Here is a 23121-nt window from a genome sequence, read left to right on the forward strand (position 1 = left end):
AGGATAATGCAATCGATTGCATCGAGGGCGAATCCTCTTGAAAACGCTCAAGGGTCCAGCGCTGTTCCTGGCGCAGTTCATCGGCGACACACCTCCTTTTGATCGGCTGGACACGCTGGCCGGCTGGGCCGCGGGGCTGGGCTATTCTGGCGTACAAGTGCCTACCAGCGCGCCCCACCTGTTCGATCTGGCCGAAGCTGCGCGCAGCCAGACATACTGCGACGATGTCACCGGCATGCTGGCCGGGCATGGCCTGCAGATCACCGAGCTGTCCACCCACCTGCAGGGGCAGCTGGTCGCCGTCCATCCCGCCTACGACAGCCTGTTCGACGGCTTCGCACCGCCGGACAAGCGCGGCGATCCGGCCGCCCGCCAGGCCTGGGCGGTAGAACAGCTGCTGCTGGCCGCCAAGGCCAGCCAGCGTCTGGGGCTTACGGCGCATGCCACGTTCTCCGGCGCGCTGGCGTGGCCCTACTTCTATCCCTGGCCGCAACGCCCGCCAGGACTGGTGGAAGAAGCCTTCGCCGAACTCGGCCGCCGCTGGCGCCCCATCCTCGATGCCTTCGACACCTGCGGCGTGGACCTGTGCTTCGAGATCCATCCGGGCGAGGACCTGCACGACGGCGCGACCTTCGAGCGCTTCCTGGACGTGGTGGACCACCACCCCCGCGCAAAGATCCTGTACGACCCCAGCCATCTGCTGCTGCAGCAGATGGACTACCTCGGCTTCATCGACCGCTACCACGCGCGCATCGGCATCTTCCACGTCAAGGACGCGGAGTATCACGCCAGCGCGCGCAGTGGCGTGTATGGCGGTTACCAGGACTGGATCGATCGTCCGGGTCGGTTCCGCTCGCTCGGCGATGGGCAGATCGACTTCAAGGCGATCTTCTCGAAATTCGCGCAGTACGACTTCCCCGGATGGGCAGTGCTGGAGTGGGAGTGCTGCCTGAAGCACCCGGAGGACGGCGCGCGTGAAGGGGCCGCCTTCATCCGCGACCACATCATCCGCGTGACCGAGCGCGCCTTCGACGACTTTGCCGACAGCGGCACCGATCCTGGATCACTGCGCCGCATGCTGGGAATCTGAGCCATCACTGCCTGGGAGGGCAAGCCATGACGCACACCATGTCGCGCTTGGGCGCGATGATGTTTCTGCAGTTCTTCATCTGGGGGGCGTGGTTCGTGACTCTGGGAACGTACCTGGTGCAGGGGCCGTTGCAGGCCAGTGCGAGCCAGGTCGCGACGGCGTTCCTCAGCCAATCGATCGGCGCCATCGTCGCGCCCTTCCTGGTTGGCCTGATCGCGGATCGTTACTTCGCGGCGCAGCGCATTCTCGCGGTGCTGCATCTGGCCGGCGCGGTGCTGATGTGGCTGGCGTCCACGGCGACGGACTTCAGCACCTTCTCCGTCTATGTCATGGGATACATGCTGCTGTTCATGCCAACGCTGGCACTGGCCAACAGTGTGGCGATGCGGCACATGCAGTCGCCGGAAAAGCAGTTTCCGCTCGTGCGGGTGGCCGGCAGCGTCGGCTGGATCGTGGCGGGCGTGCTGATCGGCTGGCTGGGCTGGGAACAGGCGCATCGGCTCGAGCTGACGTTCCGGATGGCGGCGATGGCGTCGCTGGCGCTGGGCCTGTATGCGTTCACGCTGCCGCACACGCCGCCGCTGGCGCAACAGCGCGATGCCGGGCTGGGGCAGATCCTGGGGCTGGATTCGCTGCGGCTGCTGAAGTCGCGCTCCTACCTGGTGTTCTTCCTGGCGTCCATCGCCATCTGCATCCCGCTATCGTTCTACTACAACTTCACCAACCCGTACCTCAACGATCTTGGCGTGCGCGGCGCGGCCGGCCTGCAATCGCTGGGCCAGGTCTCCGAAGTGCTGCTGATGCTGGCCATGCCGTTCCTGTTCGTGCGGCTGGGAGTGAAGACGATGCTGGCGGTGGGCATGGCGGCGTGGGTAGTGCGCTATGCGATGTTCGCCTTCGGCGATGCAGGCAGCGGCTTCTCCCTGCTGGTGATCGGCATCGTGCTGCACGGCATCTGCTACGACTTCTTCTTCGTCACCGGCCAGATCTACACCGATGCGCATGCCGGCCCCGCCGCGCGCAGCAGCGCGCAGGGATTCATCACCCTGGCCACCTACGGCGTGGGCATGTTGATCGGCACGTTCCTGTCCGGCGCGGTGGTGGAGCACTACACCACGGCGGCGGGCCCGGACTGGCAGCAGATCTGGCTGTTCCCGGCGGGCGTCGCGCTGGTCGTGCTGATCGCCTTCCTGCTGCTGTTCCGCGACCGGCCGGTGGTTGCGGCCGCCCCTGCCACCCCCTGAGGACCGCACCCGATGCCCAAGCTTGGAATTGCCATCGTCGGCACCGGCATGATCGGCGCCGTACACCATCGCGCGGCGCTGCTGTCCGGTGCGGAGATCCGGGGCGTGGCCGCCTCGTCACCGCATCGCGCACGCGACGTGGCGCAGGCATGGAATGTCCCGCGTGCCTATCGTGACATCGAAGAGGTGGTCACCGATCCGCAGGTACAAGTCGTGCACGTCTGCACGCCCAACCATCTGCACCGCGCCATGGCGCAGGCGGCGCTGGAAGCGGGCAAGCACGTGATCTGCGAGAAGCCGCTGGCCACCACGCTGGAGGACGCCCAGGCGCTGGCCGCATTGGCTACCTCGACCGGGCTGGTCGCCACGGTGCCGTTCGTCTACCGCTACCACCCGGTGGTGCGCGAGGCGCGCGCTCGCATCGCGCAGGGCGAGCTGGGCCCGCTGCACCTGATCCACGGCAGCTACCTGCAGGACTGGCTGCTGGACCCGGCCAGCAACAACTGGCGCGTGGACCCGGCGCTGGGCGGCGCGTCGCGCGTGTTCGCCGACATCGGCTCGCACTGGTGCGACCTGGTGGAATGGGTCAGTGGCGAGCGCTTCGTCGACGTCAGTGCGGCATTCGCCACCGTGCTCGCCGAGCGCGGCGCCCTCACCGGCCAGAGCTTCACCACGCCGGCGGCGGGCGGCGCGATGCAGGCCGTATCCAGCGAAGATGTGGCCGCGGCGATGTTCAAGACCGGCGCAGGCACGCTGGCGTCATTGACGGTCAGCCAGGTCTCGGCCGGACGCCACAATCGCCTCTGGTTCGAGATCGACGGCGCCCAGGCCAGCGTGGCGTTCAACCAGGAGGACGCCGAACGGCTGTGGATCGGCCGACCCGACCAGCGCGCGGAAACCTTCGTGCGTGGGCCGGGCGCCGGCAGTGCCGAACAACGCCGGCTGTCGGTGTTGCCGCCCGGCCATGCGCAGGGCTACGGCCACTGCTTCGAGGCGTTCGTCGCCGACACCTATCACGCCATCGACGGCGAGCGGCCACAGGGCCTGCCCACCTTTGAGGACGGCCTGCGTTCGGCGTTGATCGTCGACCGCGTGATTGCATCGGCCAGGTCCCGTGCCTGGACCACCATCGGTTGAATCCCGGGAGGATGTGTTGATGAACATCGCTACGCGCAGGACCACCACCCTTGCACTGCTGCTGCTCGTTGCCCTGCCTGCCTTCGCAGGCGACCCCGCCGGTCCACAGCAGCCCATCGCAGTGCAGATGTACACGCTGCGCGACGCCGGCACGCTCGACCAGCAGTTGAAGATCGTGCATGACGCGGGCGTCGGCGCGGTGGAGACAGTCGGCACCCAGAACGTCAGCGCCGCCGAACTCAAGCAACTGCTGGACCGCTACTCGATCAAGGCCATTTCCTCCCACGTGCAGCTGGCCGATCTGCGCAGCGACCTGGACGGGGTGGTGGCCTTCAACCGCTCGATCGGAAACACCACCCTGGTGGTGCCGTACCTGGACAAGAAGGATCGGCCGACCGATGCCGCAGGCTGGACCGCACTGGGCCAGGAACTGGGCCGGATCGCGGCGCACGCAAAAGCCCAGGGAATGCGCTTGGCTTACCACAACCATGACTTCGAGCTGGTCGATTTCAACGGCAAAACCGGCCTGGAACTGCTGTTCGCTGCGGCCGGCCCCGACCTGCAGACCGAGCTGGACCTGGCCTGGGTAGCCCGTGCGGGCCATGACCCGGTGGTGATGCTGGGCAAATTCCGTGGCCACGTGTTCGCGGTACACGCCAAGGACAACGCCCCCAAAGGCCAGGCCGAAGACGAGGGCGGCTTCGCCGCCGTTGGCCAGGGCGTGCTGGACTGGAACGCGATCCTGCCTGCCGCCGCGGCGGCGGGCGTGCAGTGGTACATCGTCGAGCACGACCAACCGCGTGATCCGGCCAAGGTCATCAAGACGGGCGCGGACTACCTGCGTCAACACCTCACCGCCACGCTGCCCGCCAACGCACCGCGCTAGCCCGCCAAGGAGCCCCACGTGAACAAGATCCTGACGCTGGCCCTGACGCTGTTCGGCACGGTGCTGGCCCCCACAGCGTGGTCCAAGGACGACCCGGCCGCTGGCGCCCAACTCTATGCCGTGCACTGCACGGCCTGCCACGGCGCGAATCGTGCCGGCGTTCCGCCGACGTTCCCCGCACTCACCGATGTCGCCAAGCGGTTGCAGCCGGCGCAGATCAAGGAAAAGATCAGCAAGGGCGGCGGCTTGATGCCGCCCTTTTCCCAGCTGTCGCCACAGGAAATCGACAATCTCGCCAGTTACCTGGCGAAATAGGCGTCCACTACAGCTCCCGCACCCAGATGTTGCGGTAGCTGACCTTGGAATCGTGTTCCTGCAGGTAGATCGGCGCGCACCCATGTGGCGCGTACGACGGCGCGCCGATGTACTCGGTCTTGCCCGCCAGCACGGTGTCGTCCTGTACCAGCACACCGTTGTGCAGCACGGTGATGCGCGCGGGCGAGAGGAGCCCCCCACCCTGCGAGAAGCGCGGCGCCTTCCAGAGGATGTCGTAGGCCTGCCACTCGCCCGGCGCACGCGAGGCGTTCACCAGCGGCATGGCCTGTTTGTAGAGCGAGGCCGCCTGGCCGTTGGCATAGGTCGAATTGTTGTAACTGTCGAGCACCTGCAGCTCGTAGCGTTCCTGCAGGAAGATGCCACTGTTGCCGCGGTCCTGACCCTCAAAGCCCTTGGTTTCGACAGGCGTGCGCCACTCGACATGCAGCTGGACGTCGCAGAAGCGCTGCCTGGTGCGAATGCCCTTGCTGCCCGGAACCACCGTCAGAGCGCCATCGGCGACGCGCCAAGGCACGCGCCCGCCCCGCTCCGACTCCCAGGCGGACACATCATTGCCATCGAACAGCGCGATCGCGTCGGAGGGTGCCTTTCCTGGGGGCGTGGCCACGCTCGCGGGCACCGGCGTCCAGACCTCGGTCTTCTTCGGATCGCGCGCAGGGTCGGCACCGGCCTGCGCGAGCGCAGGTGCGGCAACCAGCATGGCAGCGCCGATCAGCACAGGCGTGATCATTCCGTTGCGCTCCATCAGCTGGTCCCCCACGCCGGCGTACCAGGGATGTAGGCGAGGTCACCGTCGTAGCGCCCCGGCACCGCGACGTACTTCAGCACCTCGGTCGCGCCAACCTTCGACGTGAAGAAACCGAAGATGGCCAGCTGCTTGAGCATCGTGAAGTAATGCGGCATCGCTTCTCCCTCCTCGGCGGTGCCGGTCTCGGTCACCTCGACCGCGTGTTTCCTGGCCTCTGTATCCAACGCGCGCAGCAGCTCGGCGCGGGCCTGCGGCGCGAGCGAGACGAAGCGGCCACCGGCGCGTTGGTTGATGTCAACCAGCCCAGCGCGGAACGTCGCCTGCTGCCGGTCGGTGTAGCAGTCGCTGACGAACGTCGCCATGAACACGCCGGTGGCGGCGTCCTTCGCTCCAGGCGTCTTCGTCCGCGGCAGGATGGTCTCTGCGATCTCATCCAGCGTGCCCACATCGGCATCGGAGAACAGGGCGTTCGCCGACGCGGCAGGAGCCTGTGCCTGACCGAGTGAGGGCAGGCCGATCATGGCCGCACCGGTGGCAGCGACGATCATCTTCAGCAGTTCGCGGCGGTCCATCAGAGATTCCCCGCTTTCAGTTCGCGCACGGCATGGTCGGCAGCGCGTGCCGTCAGCGCCATGTAGGTCAATGAAGGATTCACGCAGGCGCTGGAGGTCATGCAGGCACCGTCGGTCACATAGACGTTGGGCGCATCCCAGACCTGATTGTGCTGGTTCAGCACGGAGGTGCTGCGGTCACGCCCCATGCGCGCGGTCCCCATTTCGTGGATGCCCTTGCCGGGGGCGTAGTCATTGTCATGCATCTCCACGTCCTTGACGCCGGCGGCCTCGAGCATCTCGGCGGCATCGGCGGCCATGTCTTTGCGCATCGCCAGTTCGTTGGCGCGCATGGAGACATCCATCGCCAGCACCGGTAGTCCCCACTTGTCCTTGCGGTCACTGTCCAGGCGGATCGTGTTGTCGTGGTGCGGCAGCATTTCGCCGAAGCCGGTCATGCCGATGCGCCAGTCACCTGGCACGGTCAGCGCCTCTTTCAGGTCGGCACCGATATTCAGCTCGGCGATCTCGCGCGACCATCCTGTGCGGCTGGCACCGCCCTGGTAGCCGAAGCCACGCAGGTAGCGTCGCTTGTCCGCAGCCACGTTGCGGAAGCGGGGAATGTAGAAGCCGCAGGGACGACGGCCGAAGTAGTACTTGTCCTCGTAGCCATCGACCCGGCCCGAGGCGCCCGCACCGAAATGATGGTCCATCACGTTGTGGCCCAGTTCGCCGGACGAGGAGCCCAGCCCACCGTCCCAGACATCGGTGGCCGAGTTCATCAGCAGCCAGGTCGAGTTGAAGGAGGACGCGTTGAGGAAGATGACCTTGGCCGTGTACTCATAGGTCTGCCCCGTCTCGGCATCGATGACCTCCACCCCGCGCGCACGCTTTCGGTCCTTGTCATAGAGCACTTCCTTGACGATCGAGAACGGCCGCAACGTCAGGTTGCCCGTCTTCATGGCCGCCGGCAGCGTCGCCGCCTGTGTCGAGAAATACGCACCGAAGGGACAGCCGAGGACGCACTTGTTGCGGTACTGGCAGTTGACCCGACCCTGCTCGGGCAATGGCTGGGTGATGTTGGCGGTGCGCGAGTGGATCATGTGCCGTGTTCCGCCAAAGGCCTTCCTGATCCGCGCGGCCACGTCCTTCTCGACGATATTGAGCGGGATCGGCGGCAGGAACTGACCGTCCGGCAGCACGTCCAGCCCTTCGCGGGTGCCGGCGATGCCGGCAAACTTCTCCACATGGTCGTACCAGGGTGCGATGTCGGCGTAGCGGATCGGCCAGTCGGTGGCGATGCCGTCCTTGAGGTTCGCCTCAAAATCCAGGTCGGAGAAGCGATAGCTCTGTCGGCCCCACATCAGCGAACGTCCGCCGACGTGGTAGCCGCGGAACCAGTCGAAGCGCTTGGTCTCGATGTAGGGCGATTCCTGTTCGTCGGCCCACATGCCCTGGAGGTTCTCGGCCAGCGCGTAGTCGCGCATCAGCACCGGGAAGGCGGCCTTCATCGCCTGGGTTGGCCGGTTGCGGTGCGGGAAGTCCCACGGCTCCTTCATCGCGTTGACGTAGTCCTTCACGTGCTCGATGTTGCGGCCGCGTTCCAGCATCAGCACCTTGAGGCCCTTCTCGGTCAGTTCCTTCGCCGCCCAACCGCCACTGATTCCCGAGCCAACGACGATCGCGTCGTAATGATTGTCTGCCATGGATCTCTCACCTGGTGGATATCGTTTCAGACGTCGCAGAGGCGGATCGCCTCGCGCAGCGAGCCGACGGGATCCGGTGCCGCAGGCATGAATTCCTGCGCCAGATACCCATCGAAACCGGTGTCGCGGATCGCGCGACAGATGGCGGGGTAATGGAGTTCCTGCTGGTCTCCGATCTCGTGCCGGCCCGGCACCCCCGCGGTGTGGTAATGCTTGAAACAGGCGTGATCCCTGCCGATGGTGGCGATGATGTCGCCCTCCATGATCTGCATGTGATAGATGTCGTAGAGCAGGCCAAAGTGGTCCGAGCCGAGCCGCTGGCATAGCGCCACGCCCCATGCGGAGGTGTCGCACAGGTAGTCGGGATGATCGACCCTGGAGTTCAGCAGCTCCATCACCAGCACGACGTTGCGTTTCTCGGCGTGCCCGAGGATGCGCTTGAGCCCCGCTTCAGCATGGGCCATGCCTTCCTCGGGGTCCATGCCGTTGCGATTGCCCGAGAAGCAGATGAGGTTGCGGTAGCCGGCATCGGCGACCAGATCGATGTGCCGCGTGTAGCGCTCCACCAGTTGGTCGTGGAACTCACGGCCGGCAAAGCCCTTGGTCAGGCCCAGCTCCGCACCGTTGCACATCGAGCTGTCCACGCCATGGGCCTTCAGCGTGGGCCAGTCTTCCGGGCCGACCAGATCAATGGCGGCGAACCCGATGTCCTTCACTGTCCTGCACAGTTGCGCGACCGACTGCTGCGGAAAGGTCCAGCGGGCGACGGAGTGCTTCAGGTTGCCTTTGAGCGGCGCGGCCGCGGCAAACGCCGGCAGCACGCCCGCAGCGCCCAACCCAAGGCTCGCGGCGGCCGCCAGGCGGAGTGCATCGCGCCGCGTGAGCCCCGGCCCCGATACCGGCGCCGGTCTGATCGAATGGATGGACATCCGTCTTCCGGCCTCCCAACCGGTATCAAACGCTGACGATCCGCTGCAATGCAATCGATTGCACCATAGAGGAGGACATCATTTTTTTGCAAGACGCGGTGCACGAAAACGCATGCTGCAGGGCACCACGCGCGTGATGGCTGTCGCCCGCAGGCACCCGCTCATCGCCGGCGATGCATCGCTTGCCGCAGCTGCTCGCGCGCCTCCGGGTCGGCGTCGATCATGCGGCGCAACGAGTGATAGACGTACGCGCGGCAGAGTCCGGCCAGGCGACCAGCAGGTAGACCGCGCCGGCGATCAGCCACGCATTCGGTGCCTGCTTCATCAGGCCGGTGTAACCGCCGGTCGCGGCCACTGCCAGGATGACCAGCAGGACCCAGCGGAACCAGCGCCAGAACCGCATTCCCCACTCGACGTTGAGCACATGCTTGAGTTCCTGGTCCGTCAGCAGCATGCCGTCACTCCTTCCTTGAGTCGAGACCCATCGTGCACGACCAAGAGCAGAAGACCGGCGCCAGACCAGCGGAAATAGAGCTTCCCGCGCAAAAAAGAAAAACCCCAGCAAGCACAGTGGCTTACTGGGGTTTCATTTACATCCGTAAAAATCAGAAATCAGAACGGTTGTGCCTACCAAAAAGGTAAACAACTGCCACATGCGCTGGCATGCAATGCATCCAGCGTACTACTGCCTCGCGAGTGTCAACAACTTCGCGTACCAGATAAACGTGTTGGCATCCTTGCCCCCTATCCACTGGAAGCCAGATCGCACCCTTCCCTTCTGCTGGCATACGACCCAACGGGACGCGTTCGACGCCACCTTGTGAACTCTGAACGGGACGGTCGGATTGACTCAATCATCTGGATCGTCGTGCAGCGGCCGGAACGTTTTGGGATCGCTGGGGATTCTGCCTGCCGACGCGTTTCCTGTTGTTCAACGACTCGACTGCGCTCCGCTTCGGTGCGCGCCAACCTTCCGATCCAGAAACTCCCGGATCACCGGAATGATCTCGTCCGCATGCGTCTCCAGCGCGAAGTGCCCGGTATCGAAAAAGTGGATTTCGGCATCGGGAATGTCGCGCTTCCACGCCTCCGCACCGGCGGGCAGGAAGTACGGATCGTTTCGCCCCCACACGGCAAGCAGCGGCGGTTGATGCGTCCGGAAGTAGGCCTGGAAGGCGGGGTATAGCCGCACATTGGAGGCGTAGTCCAGCAGCAGGTCCAGCTGGATATCCGCGTTGCCGGGCCTGGATACATGCAGCCCCTCAAGGGTGTAGCCATCCGGCGCCACCAGGCTGGGGTCGCGCACGCCTTCCAGATACTGCCATTTGATCGCAGCGGCCGTGGGGAACTCGGCCAGGGCAGCGCGGTTCTGCGCACTGGGATCGTTCCAGTAGGCGCGGATCGGATCCCACCCCTTCGCCAGGCCGTCCTCGTAAGCGTTGCCGTTCTGCGAGATCAGGGCGGTGATCCGCTCTGGATGCGCGCTGGCGAGACGCCATCCCACCGGGGCGCCGTAGTCGTGCACCACCAGCGCGTAGCGCTCCAGCTTCAACTGCTCGGTGAAGCGCTGCAGGGTCGCGGCCAGGGTGTCGAAGGTGTAGTCATACGCGCCACGCGCAGGTGCCTCGGTGTAACCGAAGGAGGGCAGGTCCGGGGCGATGACGTGGTATTTGTCCGACAGCGCCTCGATGACGTCCCGGTACATGTACGACGACGCCGCGAACCCATGCAGCAGGAGCACGGTGGGGCCCGAACGGGGGCCGGCCTCCCGATAGAACACCTTGACCTCGCCCACCTGTTCGTAGCGGTACTGGACCTGGGCGTGCGCGGTGGCGGTGGCGGCGAGCAGGGCAGCCGTCGCGCCGAATCGGGCGAGCGTATTCGAAGTAGTCATGAGCGTTTTATGTAACCACATTGGAGTTTATTTGAAGGTTACGTGCGGCGGTGGTAACCTGTCAACAACATTTACAGGGGTTACGCATGATCGACTCAGCTCCATCCCCCGCATTGTTCGTGGCCAATGATCTGGCGCTCGACTTCATCAACTCGGCCTACGGCCCCAGTACGGCCCCGGTGGACGTGCTTCAGGGCGACCAGGCGGCAATCGACTGGCTGGCCGCGGCGGGCGTCCTGGACGCAGGCGCGGTCCCCATCCCGAACGGCGTGGCGGAGCTGGCCGCCGCCTTGCGCGACGAAGCACGCGAACTGCTGACGGCTGCACGGGCAGGGCGCCCGTTCCAGGCACCGATAGTGAACAAGGTGCTGGAGGCTGGCCGACCGATCGTTCAACTGCAGTCGTCCACTGACGGTGCAGGCCCTTGCGTGGTCGAACGCCGCCGCGATGACAGCGCAGAAAGCCTGCTGGAGCCCATCGCAGTGGCGCTGAGCCGGCTCCTCGCCGGTGGCGACCTGCAGCACGTACGCGAGTGTGAAGCGCATGACTGCACACTGCTGTTCCATGACACGACCAAGTCGCGAAAGCGCCGTTGGTGCAGCATGGCGCTCTGCGGGAACCGGATGAAAGTGGCGGCGTTCCGGTCTCGCAAACTGAATCCCCCCGGGTTCGGTGGAGGCAAGTAGGGTTACGTCAGGCCGCCACCGCGGCGGCTTGACTGGCTAGTTGCCGATAGTAGTTTGCCTCAGCTTCGGCAGGCGGGATCGACGTCCCCCCGAGATTGAGTAGCGAAGCGGTTTGGAGTCCAATTCTCAATGACAAGGAGATTGGACGTGAAGAAGCGCTTTTCCGAAGAGCAGATCATCGGCTTCCTACGCGAAGCTGAGGCCGGCATGCCCAACAAGGACCTCTGCCGCCAGCATGGCTTTAGCGAGGCCTCGTACTACCTGTAGCGCAGCAAGTTCGGCGGCATGAGCGTGCCCGACGCCAAGCGGCTCAAGGACCTAGATACGCTGCAACGGCCTCGTCAGGATGAACCAAACAAAGTGGCCCCTGTGCATTTGAGAAGGTCTCAATGCCAATGTCGTCTCGCCGGCGGCGCTTGACCTGCGCCAAGTTCCCGTCAGCTGTGCACAGCCAGAGGAACTCGAGCAAAGCTCTCGCGTGAACAAAGCCAGCCTCGATCATAGGATTGGCGATGGTGGCGACATTTCCTCTAAGGATGCTCTGAGCAGATCACCCGCGATGTTGGATTCATGAGCCGAACGCGTCCCGCGCCCACCTGCTGCGGTTTATTTCGCTGGAAATAGGGTTTTGAGGCCGCGTTGGGCGCCTCCAGACGGATTTATCCTTGGGCCGGCACGAACTGCCAGCGGGTCATCCACAGATTGGACAGCGCAAACAGGGTCAGCACCTGCGAGCTGTTCTTTGCCAGCCCGCGATAGCGCACCTTGGTGTAACCAAACTGGCGCTTGATCACCCGGAAGGAGTGTCCACCTTCGCGCGCATGCTGGCTTTGCAACGCTCCCAGCGCTCGTGCTGCCGACGGTCGCGCGCGTTCTTGATCGCCTTCACTTTGCCCCGCTTCCTGGCGGTTAAGAACGCCGCCTTGGCGTCCTGTAGCTCTGGCCGCGAGTCCGCCCCGGTATAGCCACTGTCGCCCAGCACGCAATCCTCGTTACCGTGCAGAAGTTCGTGCGTGACTGTGACATCGCCTACATTGGCAGCGATGCATGTCACATGGTGCACAAGGCCCGAAAACTGATCCACACCGATGTGCGCCTTCATGCCGAAGTACCACTGATTGCCCTTCCTGGTCTGGTGCATTTCAGGATCAGGCCTTCGGCACCACCGAATGTCAGCTGCATGGAGGGTCCTTCAACGTGGTCTGATGGACCTCAAGCTTGCCGGCCAGCGGCCGGCACTACCATCGGATTTCGCGCAGATTTGTTCAGACCATCCCTAGCAGTGATGCCAGTTCACTTTCCTCTGCACGCCCATCACCTGCTTGGCGGCTGCATGAACTCGATTGTGATGTGATCGGGGCCGGAGACGTAGGCCGCTAGTGTCCCCTTGCGTGGACCGCCTGGAATTGGTTGTGGACTGCCCTTCGCCTTCCATCCCGCAGCCTCTACACGGGCGATGGCGGAGTGAATATCCTCCACGGTCAAAGCCAGGTGTGCAGCTCCGATCGCGCCGGCACTCTCCGGCGCGGCTCCATGCTGGCGACCTCCAGAGTACTGCAGCAGCTCAACCATGAACCCATTCGGCGCCAAGACGATTGCCGTGCGCACGTTCGGATCATCAACGCCTGTAACCTGATACAGGAAATCGCCACCCATCTCCGATTGGCGTTGCAGCTCGAAACCCAGTGCCTGGGTCCAAAAGTGGATGGATTCGTCCAAGGAGGAAACCGTAAAGCCGGCGTGATCAACGCCAACGAGGTGCGTCGTCTTAGTCATGGCTGCATGATCATAGGGGCCGACTCGGCATGTAGGCCGTCTTTGGGGTTACGGCGAGATAGTTGGTTTCATCAGGAAATCTAGGTGGCGCGGCTTGTTCGGTCAAGTGAATGCGCAAAGGCGGCCTCGGCACCTTCACCATCATCACCGGCGACAGCAGCGGCGTGTCAGCCGATATCCACGACCGGATGCCGGCGTGGCTGCAGCCTGGCCAGGTCGACGACTGGATGGCCGCCGAGCCCGACGACGCCGTGGCGATTCTGCTGGCCAGCGAGCCCCCCACTTCAATCGCACGCAGCACGTTGCTGATCGTGTTAGTTGAAAGATTCCTACCCCGAACCTGAGTAAGCGCAAACACGGTGGGGCGAAAGAGCGGGCACCCATGCTCATCCAGCAGTACCGGAAAGTGTCGCCAGAGGCGAACAAGACGATCCGAACGCGAAATGCCGGCCTCATCGTTTACATCCTCTACTAGTAGAAGATTGGCCTCAGACTAGCAGGATGCAGAAATCCATGCGTAAACAAGAAAACCCCAGTAAGTACAATGACTTACTGGGGCTTTTTTTGTATGAAGGAAGTGCTAAAAATTAGAACGGGATGTCGTCATCGGCGAAGTCGTCCATCGGCGGCGCCGACTGCTGCGGCGCCTGCTGCTGCGGGCGCTGCTGACCGTAGCCACCGCCGCCGCCGCGCTGACCACCACCGCCACCACCACCACCACCGCCGTACTCCTGGCGCGGGGCCTGCTGGCGCTGCGGACGTTCGCCGCCGCCACCGCCACCGCCACCGCCGCCTTCACGGCCGCCGAGCATCTGCATCTCATCGGCGATGATGTCGGTGGAGTACTTCTCCACGCCATCCTGACCGGTGTACTTGTCGTAACGCAGGCTGCCTTCGACGTAGACCGAGCTGCCCTTGCGCAGGTATTCACCGGCGATTTCGCCGAGCTTGCCGAAGAACACCACGCGGTGCCATTCAGTACGCTCCTGCTGGTTGCCATCCTTGTCCTTGCGGACGCTGGTGGTGGCCAGGCTGATGCGGGTGATCGCCATACCGCCCTGGGTGTACTTCACGTCCGGGTCGTTGCCGAGGTTGCCGACCAGGATGACTTTATTGATGCCGCGCGCCATAGGGTTGCTCTTCCGTTGTCCGAGGGCAGGCCCCAGTCATATCACAGCCCCGAGCGGGGTGCAGATCTGCCGGGCCGCCCTTGGGAAAATTGGGGGGATCCAGATTGCACCATCTTATCATCGCCGCCGTCCCCGACCCTGTCGGAATTCCGGCCGGCAGCGACCGGAAACCTGCTCGAGCCATACGTGGCAAGGGTGACAACCGTTACGCCGACTGCCGCCAGGCCCCGGCCAGCCTGACCAGCCCGGCGACAGGTCCAGCCCCGGCGGCGCATGGCATGATGTCCCTTCACTGCCTCACCCCCTGCTGAAATGACCATCCGCGGCAAAGCCACCTCCCTCGATATCGCCCACTTGGCCGGCGTCTCCCAGCCCACGGTGTCGCGGGCGCTGCGCGGCAGCCCGATGGTCAACGCCGAGACCCGGCAGCGGATCCTGGCCATTGCCCGTGAGCTGAACTACAAGGTCGACAAGAACGCCTCCAGCCTGCGCCTGCGCAATGCCGGCACGCTGGCCCTGCTGTTCTTCGAAGACCCCACCAATGACGACTCGCTGATCAACCCGTTCTTCCACGCCATGCTGGGCTCGATCACCCGGGCCTGCGCGCTGCGCGGTTACGACCTGCTGGTCTCCTTCCAGCAGCTGTCCACCGACTGGCAGGCGGATTACGAGGACAGCAACAAGGCCGACGGCATCATCCTGCTGGGCTATGGCGACTACCACGAGTCGCGCGAGCGGCTGCAGCGGCTGGTCGAGCAAGGCACCCACTTCGTGCGCTGGGGCGCTTCCCTGCCCGATCAGCCCGGTGTCTCGATCGGCAGCGACAATTTCCAGGGCGGGTTCGACATCACCGCGCACCTGCTCGACCAGGGCTGCCGCCGGATCGCCTTCGTCGGCCATGCCTCCAGCCACTATCCCGAGTTCGAGCAGCGCTACCGCGGCCACGTCGAGGCGATGCACGCGCGCGGCCTGACCGCCGAGCCCTCACTGCAGCACGATGCGATCACGACCGAGCAGTCCGGCTTCGATGCCTGCCAGGCATTGTTGGCGCGCGGCGAGCGTATCGACGGCCTGTGCGCGGCCAGCGACCTGATCGCGATCGGTGCGATGCGCGCCCTGCGCGAGCATGGCCTGCGCGTGCCCGAGGATGTGGCGGTCACCGGCTTCGACGACATCCCGCTGGCCGCCTCGGTCTCCCCGCCGCTGTCCACCGTGCAGCAGGACACCAAGCAGGCCGGGCACCTGCTGGTGGAAAAGCTGCTGGCACTGATCGAGGGCCAGCCGGTGGAAGGCCAGAGCATCGCGGTGAAGCAGGTGCTGCGGGACTCCTCGCTGCGCAGCTGAGCGACGCGCACGCGGGCATTACTTCAGGCGACGATCCAGCACGAAATACACCACGTTGCCCAGCCCGGTCGCACCGAGCAGCAGCGCGATCGCGCCAGGCGTGACCCGGTCGATGCCGAGCAGATCGACCAGGCCGAATGCCAGCGCCAGGGTCAGCAACACGCAGCCCCAATGCAGCGAGGCCAGCCGACGTTTGGTGGTATCGCCGGCCAGCAGTGAGCGCACCAGTTCTTCCGAGCCGCGGGCTTCAACGATCCGGCGGCGGGTGTGGCCATCGACCACGCTCTTGATGGCATACACGATGCCGAGGATCAGGACGACGGGGAGAATCAGGTTGTAATCCATGATGCGTTCGTTCCGTTGAGGAGGGGCTTGTCCACTGAGATACGGCCAGGGCAAGAACGGTTGCAAGCAAGGTGGTTGCAACCGATGCCGCACTCGACGTATCCCTATGGTGATGCATACGCCGCCGCCCTCCCCTGCCGACTGTCTCGACGCCGACCGTGCATTGGTCGCAGCGATTCTGTCGCGGCAGCCCGGCGCGTTCGAGCAGCTGGTGCGCGAGTATCAGGGACTGTGCTGGCGTGTGGTCGACCGCATGGTCCGCCACCCCGACGACACCCGCGAGCTGTGCCAGGAAGCCTTCCTGCGCATCCATCAGACGCTGCATCAGTACCGCGGCGAAAGCGCGTTGAAATCATGGGTGGCGCAGGTCGCCTATTCGATCGCCAAGCGCCACCTGGAACGGCGCCGCATTCCGCTGGTGGAGAACAACATGGGCGAGGAAGGCACCGCATTGATCGAACAGATCGGCGATGGCATCGATCTGGAAGCACGTGCCAGCGAGCAGGACATCAACGCGCACCTGCATGCGGCGATCGACGCCCTGCCGCCCCTGCAGCGCACCCTGCTCACGCTTTATCACCTGGAGGAGATCTCCATCGCCGAGATCGCCGCCCTGACCGAGCTGGCCGAAGGCACCATCAAGAGCCACCTGTTCCGCAGCCGCAAGCAGTTGCGCGAACTGCTTGAATCCCGCATTGGAGTGCCCGCATGAGCAACGCAGACGATCCCCGCATCGATCCCGAGGAATGGCAGGCCCAGGAGGATGCGCTGCGCGCCGCGCTCAGCGGCCAGCGCGCTGCGCCGGACGCCACGAACTACCTGCGCATCGCCCAGGCGATCGCTTCGGCCCCGCAAAGTGGGCCGCCGATGCGCTTCGCCCGTGATGTCACGCTGCGCATTGCCCGGCATGACGCCGGTATCGAACGCTGGGTGTCGCGGGTCTTGCTTGCCTTGTTGGCCCTCGCCGTCCTGGTCATCGGGGCGATGTTCGGCCCGGCGTGGTGGGGCGCGATCAAGCAGAGCGCGGGGCCAACGGCATCCGGCTGGCTGCTGGTGGTCGCAGGCTGCATGGGCGTGTCATGGCTGGCCGGTCACTGGCGCACACGTGTCCAGAAGCACCCATGACTTACGGCGGATGCAGCTTACCTGAATAGGGGGGATAACCGAGCTATCTCCCAGGGGAAGTCGCCACATGCTTGAGATCCGCGCGCTGTCCAAAACGTACGCCAATGGTGTCCATGCCCTCGCCGGTGTGACGCTCGATGTGCCCCGCGGCATGTTCGGTCTGCTTGGGCCCAACGGCGCCGGCAAGTCCTCGCTGATGCGCACGCTGTCCACGCTGCAGGAGGCCGACAGCGGCTCGGCGACGCTCTCGATTCCCGGTGAGGCGGCCATCGACGTGCTGCGCGACAAGGATGCGGTACGGCGCCGGCTGGGCTACCTGCCGCAGGACTTCGGCGTGTACCCCAAGGTCAGCGCGCTGGACCTGCTCAATCATTTCGCGGTGCTCAAGGGCATCACCCAGAAGGGCCAACGCCGTGAGGTGGTCGAGGCGCTGCTGCAGCAGGTCAACCTGTGGGATGCGCGCAAGCGCAAGCTCGGCACTTACTCCGGCGGCATGCGCCAGCGCTTCGGCATCGCGCAGGCGCTGCTCGGCGATCCGCGCCTGGTGATCGTCGATGAGCCCACCGCTGGCCTGGATCCGGAAGAGCGCAACCGCTTCCTCAACCTGCTCGCGGCGATCGGCGAGAACGTGGCGGTGATCCTGTCCACGCACATCGTCGAAGATGTCACCGACCTGTGCCCGAACATGGCCATCATGAACAAGGGACAGGTGCTGCTGACCGGCAAACCCAGCGATGCGATCGATGCGCTGCAGCACCAGGTCTGGCGCAAACAGGTGGACGTTGCCGAACTGCCCGCCTATGAGGCCAACCATGTGGTGCTGTCCACGCGCCTGGTCGGTGGCCGGCCGGTGATCCACGTACACAGCGCGACCGACCCCGGCGACGGCTTCGCAGCCGTGGCTCCCGATCTGGAAGATGTCTATTTCCAGCGACTGCGCCTGCAGTCGCGGGCCGCCTGACCGGAGCCCGCCCATGATCGCTGCCTTCTTCCGCTTTGAGCTGCGCGAGCAGCTCCGTTCCCCGCTGCTGTGGCTGCTGGCGGGCCTGTTCGCCCTGATGGCCTTCGGTGCCGCGTCGTCCGACGCGATACAGATCGGCGGTGGCACCGGCAACGTGCACAGCAATGCACCGACCGTCATCGCTTCGATGCTGGGCATCTTCACCCTGCTCGGCATGCTGGTCTCCACGCTGTTCGTCAGCAATGCGCTGCTGCGCGACTTCGATCTCGGCACCGCCGAATTGATCTTCGCCAGCCCGATCAAACGCCGCGATTACCTGGCCGGACGCATCGGCGCCGCGCTGGTCAGCGGGCTGCTGGTGTACGTGATCATCGCCGCCGGCATGGCGCTGGGGCCGTTCATGCCCTGGGTCGATCCGGCCCGCATGGGCCCGGTCTCGCTGTACAGCTACGTCTGGGCATTCGGCGTCATCGTGATTCCGAACCTGATCTTCACCACTGCCCTGCTGGCCTTGCTGGCGGCCACCACGCGCTCGATCCTGTGGGTCTACATCGGCGTGATCGCCTACTTCGTGCTGTACGGCGTCAGCGCGGCACTGCTCAGCGATATCGATAACACCTGGATTGCAGTGCTGAGCGAGCCGCTCGGCCTGCGGGCGCTGTCACGGACCATCCGCTACTGGTCGGTGGCCGAGCGCAACACGGGGTTGCCTGCCGCGGCCGGGCAGCTGCTGGCCAACCGTGCGCTATGGCTGAGTGTGGCGGCAGTGCTGTTCGCCGCGACCTTCGCCCTGTTCCGCACCGAGCGCAGCGGCAGTGCCGGTCGTCGCTGGGGCCGTAAAGCCGCCGCGGCAACGAGCACCCCGTCGCTGCGCCCGGCCCAGGTCACGGTGCCACGCGTGGTCCCCGGCAGCGGTATCGGCACCGCCTGGCACCAGTTCCTGCACCAGGTTCGGTTTGATACGGCCGGCGTGGTGCGAAGCGTGCCTTTCCTGGTGTTGCTGGTACTGGGACTGTGCAATTTCCTGCCCAGTGCGCTGTTCCGCCAGACGCTGTATGGCACCCCGATCTGGCCGGTCACGTCGGAAATGCTGACCGCGCTGCAAGGCACTTACAGCTGGCTGCTGATCATCATCGTGCTGTTCTTCGCCGGCGAGCTGGTCTGGAAGGAACGCACCGCACGCATCAGTGACGTCACCGATGCGATGCCGGTGCCCAACTGGGTGCCGCTGCTGGCCAAGTTCGCCACGCTGGTGGCAGTGATCGCCTGCTTCCAGGCCATCGGCGCGCTGGCCGCGATCGGCGTGCAGCTGGCCAAGGGCTACACCCACATCGAGCCGCTGGTGTATCTCAAGATGCTCGCGCTGGATTCGGTGGTCTATCTGCTGATGGGTGGGCTGGCGCTGGTGCTGCAGGTGCTGACCAACAACAAGTTCGTCGGCTATGCACTCCTGATCCTGGTGATGATCGGCCAGGCGGTGCTGGGCATGCTCGATTACACCCAGAACCTGTACAACTTCGGCAGTTGGCCGATCGCACCGTACTCGGACATGAATGGCTACGGTCACTTCCTGCCCGGGCAGCTGGCGTTCCAGGGGTATTGGGCGCTGTTCCTGCTGGCCCTGTTGTGCGTCGCCTCCGCCTTCTGGGTGCGCGGCGTCGGCAATGGTGCGCGTCAGCGGCTGAGGCTGGCCGGACGCCGCCTGCGCGGCCCGACTGGACTCGGTGCAGTGGTGGCCACGTTGGCCTTCATCGGGGTGGGTGGCTGGCTGTACTGGAGCACCAACATCCGCAACGAGTTCCGCTCGCCCGATCAGCAGCTGGACCTGCAGGCCCGCTACGAACGCGATCTGTCGCGCTACCGTGATCTGGCGCAGCCACGCATCGTGGCGGTGGACAACCGGATCGACCTGTCGCCGGAAACCCAGTCGATGGTCATCGATGCAAACTGGACGGTGCGCAATACCCATGCCGCGCCCATCGATCAGATCCATGTGTCGATGGACGATGACAGGCAGTTGACCCTGGTCGACCTGGGGGGCGAAACGTTGTCCATGCACGACGCTGATCTGGGCTATCGCATCTACCGGCTGGCCAAGCCGTTGCAGCCCGGTGAGGAACGCCGCATCCACTTCCGCATCAACCAGCATCCGGACGGCATCACCGCGCATCAGGCGCCCACCAATCTGGTCGACAACGGCAGCTTCTTCAACAGCAGCGATCTGCCGTCCTTCGGCTACAACCAGCGCGTACAGATCACCGACCGCAACGAGCGTCGCAAGCGCGGCCTGGGCGAGCCGACCCGCATGCCCAAGCTGGAGGATCAGGCCGCACGCGCCAACAACTACGTCAGCGACGATGCCGACTGGCTGGATTTCCGCAGCACCATCTGCACCGCGCCGGACCAGGTTGCGCTGGCACCGGGCTACCTGACGCGGGAAACGACCGTCAACGGCCGCCGCTGCTTCAGCTATGCCATGGACCGGCCGATGCTGAACTTCTACGCCTACCTGTCTGCCCGCTGGGAGGTGAAGCGTGCGGCCTACAAGGGTATTCCGGTCGAGATCTACTACGACGCCCAGCACGGCTACAACGTGGACCGCATGATCGATGCGGTGCAGAAATCGCTGGCCTATTACGAAGCCAACTTCACGCCTTATCAGCACCGTCAGGTACGCATCATCGAGTTCCCGGGCTACCAGAGCTTCGCGCAGTCCTTCGCCAACACGATCCCCTACTCCGAGTCGATCGGTTTCATCGCCGACCTGCGCGATCCGGACAAGGTGGACTACGTGTTCTATGTCACCGCACATGAGATCGCACACCAGTGGTGGGCGCACCAGGTGATCGGTGCCAACGTACAGGGCGCCACGATGCTGTCCGAGTCGCTGTCGCAGTACTCGGCGCTGATGGTGATGGAGAAGGAGTACGGGCGGCAGCACATGCGCCAGTTCCTGAAGAACGAGCTGGACGGGTACCTGTCCGGGCGTGGTGGCGAAGGCGTGGAGGAACTGCCGCTGGCACGGGTGGAGAACCAGCAGTACATCCACTACCGGAAGGGCTCGCTGGCGTTCTACCGGCTGCGTGAGGAGATCGGCGAAGTCGCCCTCAATCGCGCCCTCAAGCGCTACCTGCAGGACAAGGGCTTCCAGCAGCCGCCCTACACCACCTCCACCGAACTGCTCGCCTACATCCGCGCCGAGACCCCGGCCGACCGCCAGCAGCTGGTAACGGACCTGTTCGAGAAGATCAGCTTCTACGACAACCGCGTCCTCACCGCGAGCGCGCAGAAGCGTGCCGATGGAAAGTACGACGTCACCTTGAAGCTGCACGCCGAGAAGCGCTATGCCGACGGTGACGGCAAGGAGACCGCCGGTGCGATGGACGACTGGATCGAGGTGGGCGTGTTCGCCAATGCGCCGTCGGGCAAGGAGCGCGATCAGAGGGCGCTGTACCTGCAGCGCCACCACGTCACCGAGGCCAATCCCTCCATCACGGTGACGGTCGAGGGCAAGCCGGATGAAGCGGGCTTCGATCCGTACAACAAACTGATCGACCGGGTGTCGTCTGACAACCGGCGGAAGGTGACGCTGTAATGCAACGGGTGATGCTGGCCAGAAGGCCAGCATCACCGGCGCCTTGCACTGACGGCGCAATGCGCCGTCTCCCTGAGGCGATGTGCGTCTTCCCCTGATCGGACGGCCGACCTCCTCCCTCCATCATGATTGCCCACGTGATCGAGGGATTCGAGGTGAACGCACTACTGCTGCTGGTGGGCCTGGTATGCGGCACCCTCCTGGGTGCCTTGGCGGGATTCAGCCTGGGAACCAAAGATCGACCCAACCCTATCGACTTCTACACGAATGAACTGGGTATCTACCTGTCGTTGTTGTATGAATCCAATGGAACGCCACGCAACCCGCAGTGGATACGCGACGCGCTCGCCGTGCGGATGGCCAACGCCCTGATCCTCGCCGGTAATCTGCCGCCAGGGACAGGTATCTCCAGCAGTCAGGCTTCGCTCAAAACGCTGGTAGCACGGGTTCTTGAGCAGGACCTGCTTGCAGGCGTCAAGCAGCACGACGCGCGCGAGCTGGCGTCACAGGTTGCACGCTGTGTGATGGAACGCGATCACCAGCATGGCATCTGCCCAACGGATGCGACCGGCAACAGGCCGTCCCTTCAGCGCGGGCCGTCGGCGAAGTCCTTGAGGATTTCGCCGACGCCGGACGGGGAGATTTCAAAGCCCAGCGAGGTGCCCGGATTGATCACCACGCCGTAGCCGCCGGGGACGCGCTTTAGCACCTCCAGCATCAGCATGCGGATGGTGTGGGGGGCCTGCTGGCTGTGGAAACCGACGCGGCTCATATCGGTGAACACCGACACGTGCAACACGCCCTGCTTGTCGAACAGCAGCGGATCGAAACCGCTGCCATCCGGCGTCACCAGGCTGCCAGTGAGCAACACCACCTCGGAGGCGACGAAGGCCTTCATGAACAGGCCGATCGGCAGCTGACCCTCCATCGCCGTCTTGAGCAGCGTTTCGATCGGGGTCTGGGGGGCGGCATCGTTCATGGAATGCGGGGGTATGGGTGGGGGCCGCTAGTGTACCGCCGGGGGTGTCGGGAGCCGGCCAGCGGCCGGTATTACGGGCGCGGTGGACCGCCGATCAGGTAGAGGTGGAAACGCGGGTCATCGTCGGCCAGCGCGACATGCGGCAGGCCGAGACGCGGCAGGGTCCGCAGCCAGTGGGCATGCGCAGCCACGTCGCCGCGGAACACTGCGAGCAGCCATTTCCCCTCGCCGGGGCGCACCAGTGCGTTGACCACGTAGGCCGCCAGGCCTTGCCGCCGGTACTTGGGAAGCACGAAGAGATCGGCCAGTTCAGGATAGTGGTGGCCGTCCCGTTCCACCCGGTCCACCAGCACGAAGCCGGCGAGTGCCTCGTCGACGAACAACAACCGCGCCCACTGCGGGGCGTTGCGCAGGGAGGCTTCGACATCGCTCCGATCACAGTCGAACAGGCCGTCGGAGCGTACTTCTTCTCCGCTCCAGGCCGACGCCTCGAAGTAGTAGAACTGCATCAGATGGAACAGGCGCTCGGCGTCGTCGGGCGTCGCGGGGCGCAGGGACAGGCGTGACATGGAGAACGTACTCGAAAGGATCGCCGTGCGCGATCGCGAGCCCGATTGTAGTGCCCGGCCCACCTCGAACGGCAGGCGGGGCATCATCCG

General features: G+C 64.8%; 24 protein-coding genes and 2 pseudogenes. 14 read left to right on the plus strand and 12 right to left on the minus strand.

The window, feature by feature from the left end; translation table 11 throughout:
• The first annotated feature begins 37 nt into the window (after nt 1-37).
• From K4043_RS11610 to K4043_RS11630, 5 genes are read left to right on the plus strand one after another with little or no spacing between them, the layout of a single operon-like run.
• A complete protein-coding gene (locus K4043_RS11610; RefSeq protein WP_265309431.1) occupies nt 38-1090 on the plus strand; it encodes a sugar phosphate isomerase/epimerase family protein in 1053 nt (350 codons plus the stop codon).
• 26 nt (nt 1091-1116) lie between these two features.
• Entirely contained in the window at nt 1117-2334 is a 1218-nt protein-coding gene (locus tag K4043_RS11615; RefSeq protein ID WP_265309432.1) for a nucleoside permease, read from the plus strand.
• 12 nt (nt 2335-2346) lie between these two features.
• Nucleotides 2347-3471, plus strand: a complete 1125-nt coding sequence (locus K4043_RS11620; protein WP_265309433.1) for a Gfo/Idh/MocA family oxidoreductase — start codon at nt 2347-2349, stop codon at nt 3469-3471.
• Between the two features lie 19 nt (nt 3472-3490).
• Nucleotides 3491-4357 (plus strand): sugar phosphate isomerase/epimerase, encoded by an 867-nt coding sequence (locus K4043_RS11625; protein ID WP_265309434.1) that lies wholly within the window; start codon nt 3491-3493, stop codon nt 4355-4357.
• A 36-nt stretch (nt 4358-4393) separates the two neighbouring features.
• Nucleotides 4394-4672: a cytochrome c gene (locus K4043_RS11630; RefSeq protein WP_265309807.1), complete on the plus strand. Its 279-nt coding sequence runs from the start codon at nt 4394-4396 to the stop codon at nt 4670-4672.
• 7 nt (nt 4673-4679) lie between these two features.
• Here K4043_RS11630 and K4043_RS11635 read toward each other — a convergent pair whose 3' ends face one another.
• From K4043_RS11635 to K4043_RS11660, 6 genes are all read right to left on the minus strand, one after another.
• Entirely contained in the window at nt 4680-5423 is a 744-nt protein-coding gene (locus K4043_RS11635) for a DUF1080 domain-containing protein (protein WP_265309435.1), read from the minus strand.
• A gap of 14 nt (nt 5424-5437) precedes the next feature.
• The gene (locus K4043_RS11640) at nt 5438-6013 is read right to left on the minus strand and encodes a gluconate 2-dehydrogenase subunit 3 family protein (RefSeq protein WP_265309436.1); all 576 of its coding nucleotides are present in this window, start codon (nt 6011-6013) and stop codon (nt 5438-5440) included.
• Nucleotides 6013-7698, minus strand: coding sequence for a GMC family oxidoreductase (locus K4043_RS11645; RefSeq protein ID WP_265309437.1), 1686 nt, complete (start codon nt 7696-7698; stop codon nt 6013-6015). The genes K4043_RS11640 and K4043_RS11645 overlap by 1 nt, the downstream gene beginning before the upstream one ends.
• A 26-nt stretch (nt 7699-7724) precedes the next feature.
• A complete protein-coding gene (locus tag K4043_RS11650) occupies nt 7725-8627 on the minus strand; it encodes a TIM barrel protein (RefSeq protein ID WP_265309438.1) in 903 nt (300 codons plus the stop codon).
• 220 nt (nt 8628-8847) lie between these two features.
• A complete protein-coding gene (locus tag K4043_RS11655) occupies nt 8848-9081 on the minus strand; it encodes a hypothetical protein (protein ID WP_265309439.1) in 234 nt (77 codons plus the stop codon).
• 477 nt (nt 9082-9558) lie between these two features.
• Nucleotides 9559-10521 (minus strand): alpha/beta hydrolase, encoded by a 963-nt coding sequence (locus tag K4043_RS11660; RefSeq protein ID WP_134833327.1) that lies wholly within the window; start codon nt 10519-10521, stop codon nt 9559-9561.
• Between the two features lie 86 nt (nt 10522-10607).
• On the opposite strand from K4043_RS11660, the gene K4043_RS11665 reads away from it, so the two are divergent.
• Nucleotides 10608-11207: a CGNR zinc finger domain-containing protein gene (locus tag K4043_RS11665; protein WP_134832126.1), complete on the plus strand. Its 600-nt coding sequence runs from the start codon at nt 10608-10610 to the stop codon at nt 11205-11207.
• A 129-nt stretch (nt 11208-11336) separates the two neighbouring features.
• Nucleotides 11337-11471 (plus strand): annotated as a pseudogene (locus K4043_RS11670) (transposase); the annotation flags it as partial.
• Nucleotides 11472-11866: 395 nt separating this feature from the next.
• Here K4043_RS11670 and K4043_RS11675 read toward each other — a convergent pair.
• Together K4043_RS11675 and K4043_RS11680 are read right to left on the minus strand one after the other, a co-directional pair.
• A pseudogene (locus K4043_RS11675) lies at nt 11867-12357 on the minus strand (IS5 family transposase); the annotation flags it as partial.
• A gap of 164 nt (nt 12358-12521) precedes the next feature.
• Entirely contained in the window at nt 12522-12983 is a 462-nt protein-coding gene (locus tag K4043_RS11680; RefSeq protein WP_134832125.1) for a VOC family protein, read from the minus strand.
• 110 nt (nt 12984-13093) lie between these two features.
• Here K4043_RS11680 and K4043_RS11685 point away from each other — a divergent pair, with 110 nt between their 5' ends.
• The gene (locus K4043_RS11685; protein WP_241655230.1) at nt 13094-13327 is read left to right on the plus strand and encodes an SOS response-associated peptidase family protein; all 234 of its coding nucleotides are present in this window, start codon (nt 13094-13096) and stop codon (nt 13325-13327) included.
• Between the two features lie 243 nt (nt 13328-13570).
• Here K4043_RS11685 and K4043_RS11690 read toward each other — a convergent pair whose 3' ends face one another.
• Nucleotides 13571-14113: a single-stranded DNA-binding protein gene (locus tag K4043_RS11690; RefSeq protein ID WP_265309440.1), complete on the minus strand. Its 543-nt coding sequence runs from the start codon at nt 14111-14113 to the stop codon at nt 13571-13573.
• Between the two features lie 312 nt (nt 14114-14425).
• Here K4043_RS11690 and K4043_RS11695 point away from each other — a divergent pair, with 312 nt between their 5' ends.
• Nucleotides 14426-15457: a LacI family DNA-binding transcriptional regulator gene (locus tag K4043_RS11695; protein WP_265309441.1), complete on the plus strand. Its 1032-nt coding sequence runs from the start codon at nt 14426-14428 to the stop codon at nt 15455-15457.
• An 18-nt stretch (nt 15458-15475) separates the two neighbouring features.
• On the opposite strand, the gene K4043_RS11700 is transcribed toward K4043_RS11695, so the two are convergent.
• Nucleotides 15476-15802 carry a hypothetical protein gene (locus K4043_RS11700; protein WP_121043262.1) on the minus strand — a complete coding sequence of 109 codons (327 nt, stop codon included), beginning with the start codon at nt 15800-15802 and terminating at the stop codon, nt 15476-15478.
• A gap of 163 nt (nt 15803-15965) precedes the next feature.
• On the opposite strand from K4043_RS11700, the gene K4043_RS11705 reads away from it, so the two are divergent.
• The 5 genes from K4043_RS11705 (at nt 15966) to K4043_RS11725 (ending at nt 22169) form a co-directional block, all read left to right on the plus strand.
• On the plus strand, nt 15966-16514 hold the full coding sequence (locus K4043_RS11705; RefSeq protein WP_265309442.1) for a sigma-70 family RNA polymerase sigma factor: 549 nt from the start codon (nt 15966-15968) through the stop codon (nt 16512-16514).
• Nucleotides 16511-16927, plus strand: a complete 417-nt coding sequence (locus K4043_RS11710; protein ID WP_265309443.1) for a hypothetical protein — start codon at nt 16511-16513, stop codon at nt 16925-16927. The genes K4043_RS11705 and K4043_RS11710 overlap by 4 nt, the downstream gene beginning before the upstream one ends.
• A 67-nt stretch (nt 16928-16994) precedes the next feature.
• Nucleotides 16995-17888 (plus strand): ABC transporter ATP-binding protein, encoded by an 894-nt coding sequence (locus K4043_RS11715; protein ID WP_265309444.1) that lies wholly within the window; start codon nt 16995-16997, stop codon nt 17886-17888.
• 13 nt (nt 17889-17901) lie between these two features.
• On the plus strand, nt 17902-21483 hold the full coding sequence (locus K4043_RS11720) for a M1 family aminopeptidase (protein ID WP_265309445.1): 3582 nt from the start codon (nt 17902-17904) through the stop codon (nt 21481-21483).
• Nucleotides 21484-21620: 137 nt separating this feature from the next.
• Entirely contained in the window at nt 21621-22169 is a 549-nt protein-coding gene (locus K4043_RS11725) for a hypothetical protein (RefSeq protein ID WP_265309446.1), read from the plus strand.
• On the opposite strand, the gene K4043_RS11730 is transcribed toward K4043_RS11725, so the two are convergent.
• Both K4043_RS11730 and K4043_RS11735 read right to left on the minus strand, forming a co-directional pair.
• Nucleotides 22070-22462, minus strand: coding sequence for an SseB family protein (locus K4043_RS11730; RefSeq protein ID WP_265309447.1), 393 nt, complete (start codon nt 22460-22462; stop codon nt 22070-22072). The two genes, K4043_RS11725 and K4043_RS11730, sit on opposite strands and share 100 nt — an antisense overlap.
• 71 nt (nt 22463-22533) lie before the next feature.
• A complete protein-coding gene (locus K4043_RS11735; RefSeq protein ID WP_265309448.1) occupies nt 22534-23031 on the minus strand; it encodes a GNAT family N-acetyltransferase in 498 nt (165 codons plus the stop codon).
• Nucleotides 23032-23121 lie beyond the last annotated feature (90 nt).

Origin of the sequence: Stenotrophomonas sp. SRS1 (genome assembly GCF_026130205.1) — a bacterium.
Classification (GTDB): Bacteria; Pseudomonadota; Gammaproteobacteria; order Xanthomonadales; family Xanthomonadaceae; genus Stenotrophomonas; species Stenotrophomonas rhizophila_B.

What these genes read in the sequence shown, in the direction of transcription:
- K4043_RS11735 (WP_265309448.1), bottom strand. Translation starts at nt 23,031, where the DNA reads ATGTCACGCCTGTCCCTGCGCCCCGCGACGCCCGACGACGCCGAGCGC.
- K4043_RS11680 (WP_134832125.1), bottom strand. Translation starts at nt 12,983, where the DNA reads ATGACTAAGACGACGCACCTCGTTGGCGTTGATCACGCCGGCTTTACG.
- K4043_RS11685 (WP_241655230.1), top strand. Translation starts at nt 13,094, where the DNA reads ATGCGCAAAGGCGGCCTCGGCACCTTCACCATCATCACCGGCGACAGC.
- K4043_RS11615 (WP_265309432.1), top strand. Translation starts at nt 1,117, where the DNA reads ATGACGCACACCATGTCGCGCTTGGGCGCGATGATGTTTCTGCAGTTC.
- K4043_RS11665 (WP_134832126.1), top strand. Translation starts at nt 10,608, where the DNA reads ATGATCGACTCAGCTCCATCCCCCGCATTGTTCGTGGCCAATGATCTG.
- K4043_RS11650 (WP_265309438.1), bottom strand. Translation starts at nt 8,627, where the DNA reads ATGTCCATCCATTCGATCAGACCGGCGCCGGTATCGGGGCCGGGGCTC.
- K4043_RS11690 (WP_265309440.1), bottom strand. Translation starts at nt 14,113, where the DNA reads ATGGCGCGCGGCATCAATAAAGTCATCCTGGTCGGCAACCTCGGCAAC.
- K4043_RS11660 (WP_134833327.1), bottom strand. Translation starts at nt 10,521, where the DNA reads ATGACTACTTCGAATACGCTCGCCCGATTCGGCGCGACGGCTGCCCTG.
- K4043_RS11620 (WP_265309433.1), top strand. Translation starts at nt 2,347, where the DNA reads ATGCCCAAGCTTGGAATTGCCATCGTCGGCACCGGCATGATCGGCGCC.
- K4043_RS11715 (WP_265309444.1), top strand. Translation starts at nt 16,995, where the DNA reads ATGCTTGAGATCCGCGCGCTGTCCAAAACGTACGCCAATGGTGTCCAT.
- K4043_RS11700 (WP_121043262.1), bottom strand. Translation starts at nt 15,802, where the DNA reads ATGGATTACAACCTGATTCTCCCCGTCGTCCTGATCCTCGGCATCGTG.
- K4043_RS11645 (WP_265309437.1), bottom strand. Translation starts at nt 7,698, where the DNA reads ATGGCAGACAATCATTACGACGCGATCGTCGTTGGCTCGGGAATCAGT.
- K4043_RS11635 (WP_265309435.1), bottom strand. Translation starts at nt 5,423, where the DNA reads ATGATCACGCCTGTGCTGATCGGCGCTGCCATGCTGGTTGCCGCACCT.
- K4043_RS11730 (WP_265309447.1), bottom strand. Translation starts at nt 22,462, where the DNA reads ATGAACGATGCCGCCCCCCAGACCCCGATCGAAACGCTGCTCAAGACG.
- K4043_RS11625 (WP_265309434.1), top strand. Translation starts at nt 3,491, where the DNA reads ATGAACATCGCTACGCGCAGGACCACCACCCTTGCACTGCTGCTGCTC.
- K4043_RS11695 (WP_265309441.1), top strand. Translation starts at nt 14,426, where the DNA reads ATGACCATCCGCGGCAAAGCCACCTCCCTCGATATCGCCCACTTGGCC.
- K4043_RS11710 (WP_265309443.1), top strand. Translation starts at nt 16,511, where the DNA reads ATGAGCAACGCAGACGATCCCCGCATCGATCCCGAGGAATGGCAGGCC.
- K4043_RS11720 (WP_265309445.1), top strand. Translation starts at nt 17,902, where the DNA reads ATGATCGCTGCCTTCTTCCGCTTTGAGCTGCGCGAGCAGCTCCGTTCC.
- K4043_RS11640 (WP_265309436.1), bottom strand. Translation starts at nt 6,013, where the DNA reads ATGGACCGCCGCGAACTGCTGAAGATGATCGTCGCTGCCACCGGTGCG.
- K4043_RS11655 (WP_265309439.1), bottom strand. Translation starts at nt 9,081, where the DNA reads ATGCTGCTGACGGACCAGGAACTCAAGCATGTGCTCAACGTCGAGTGG.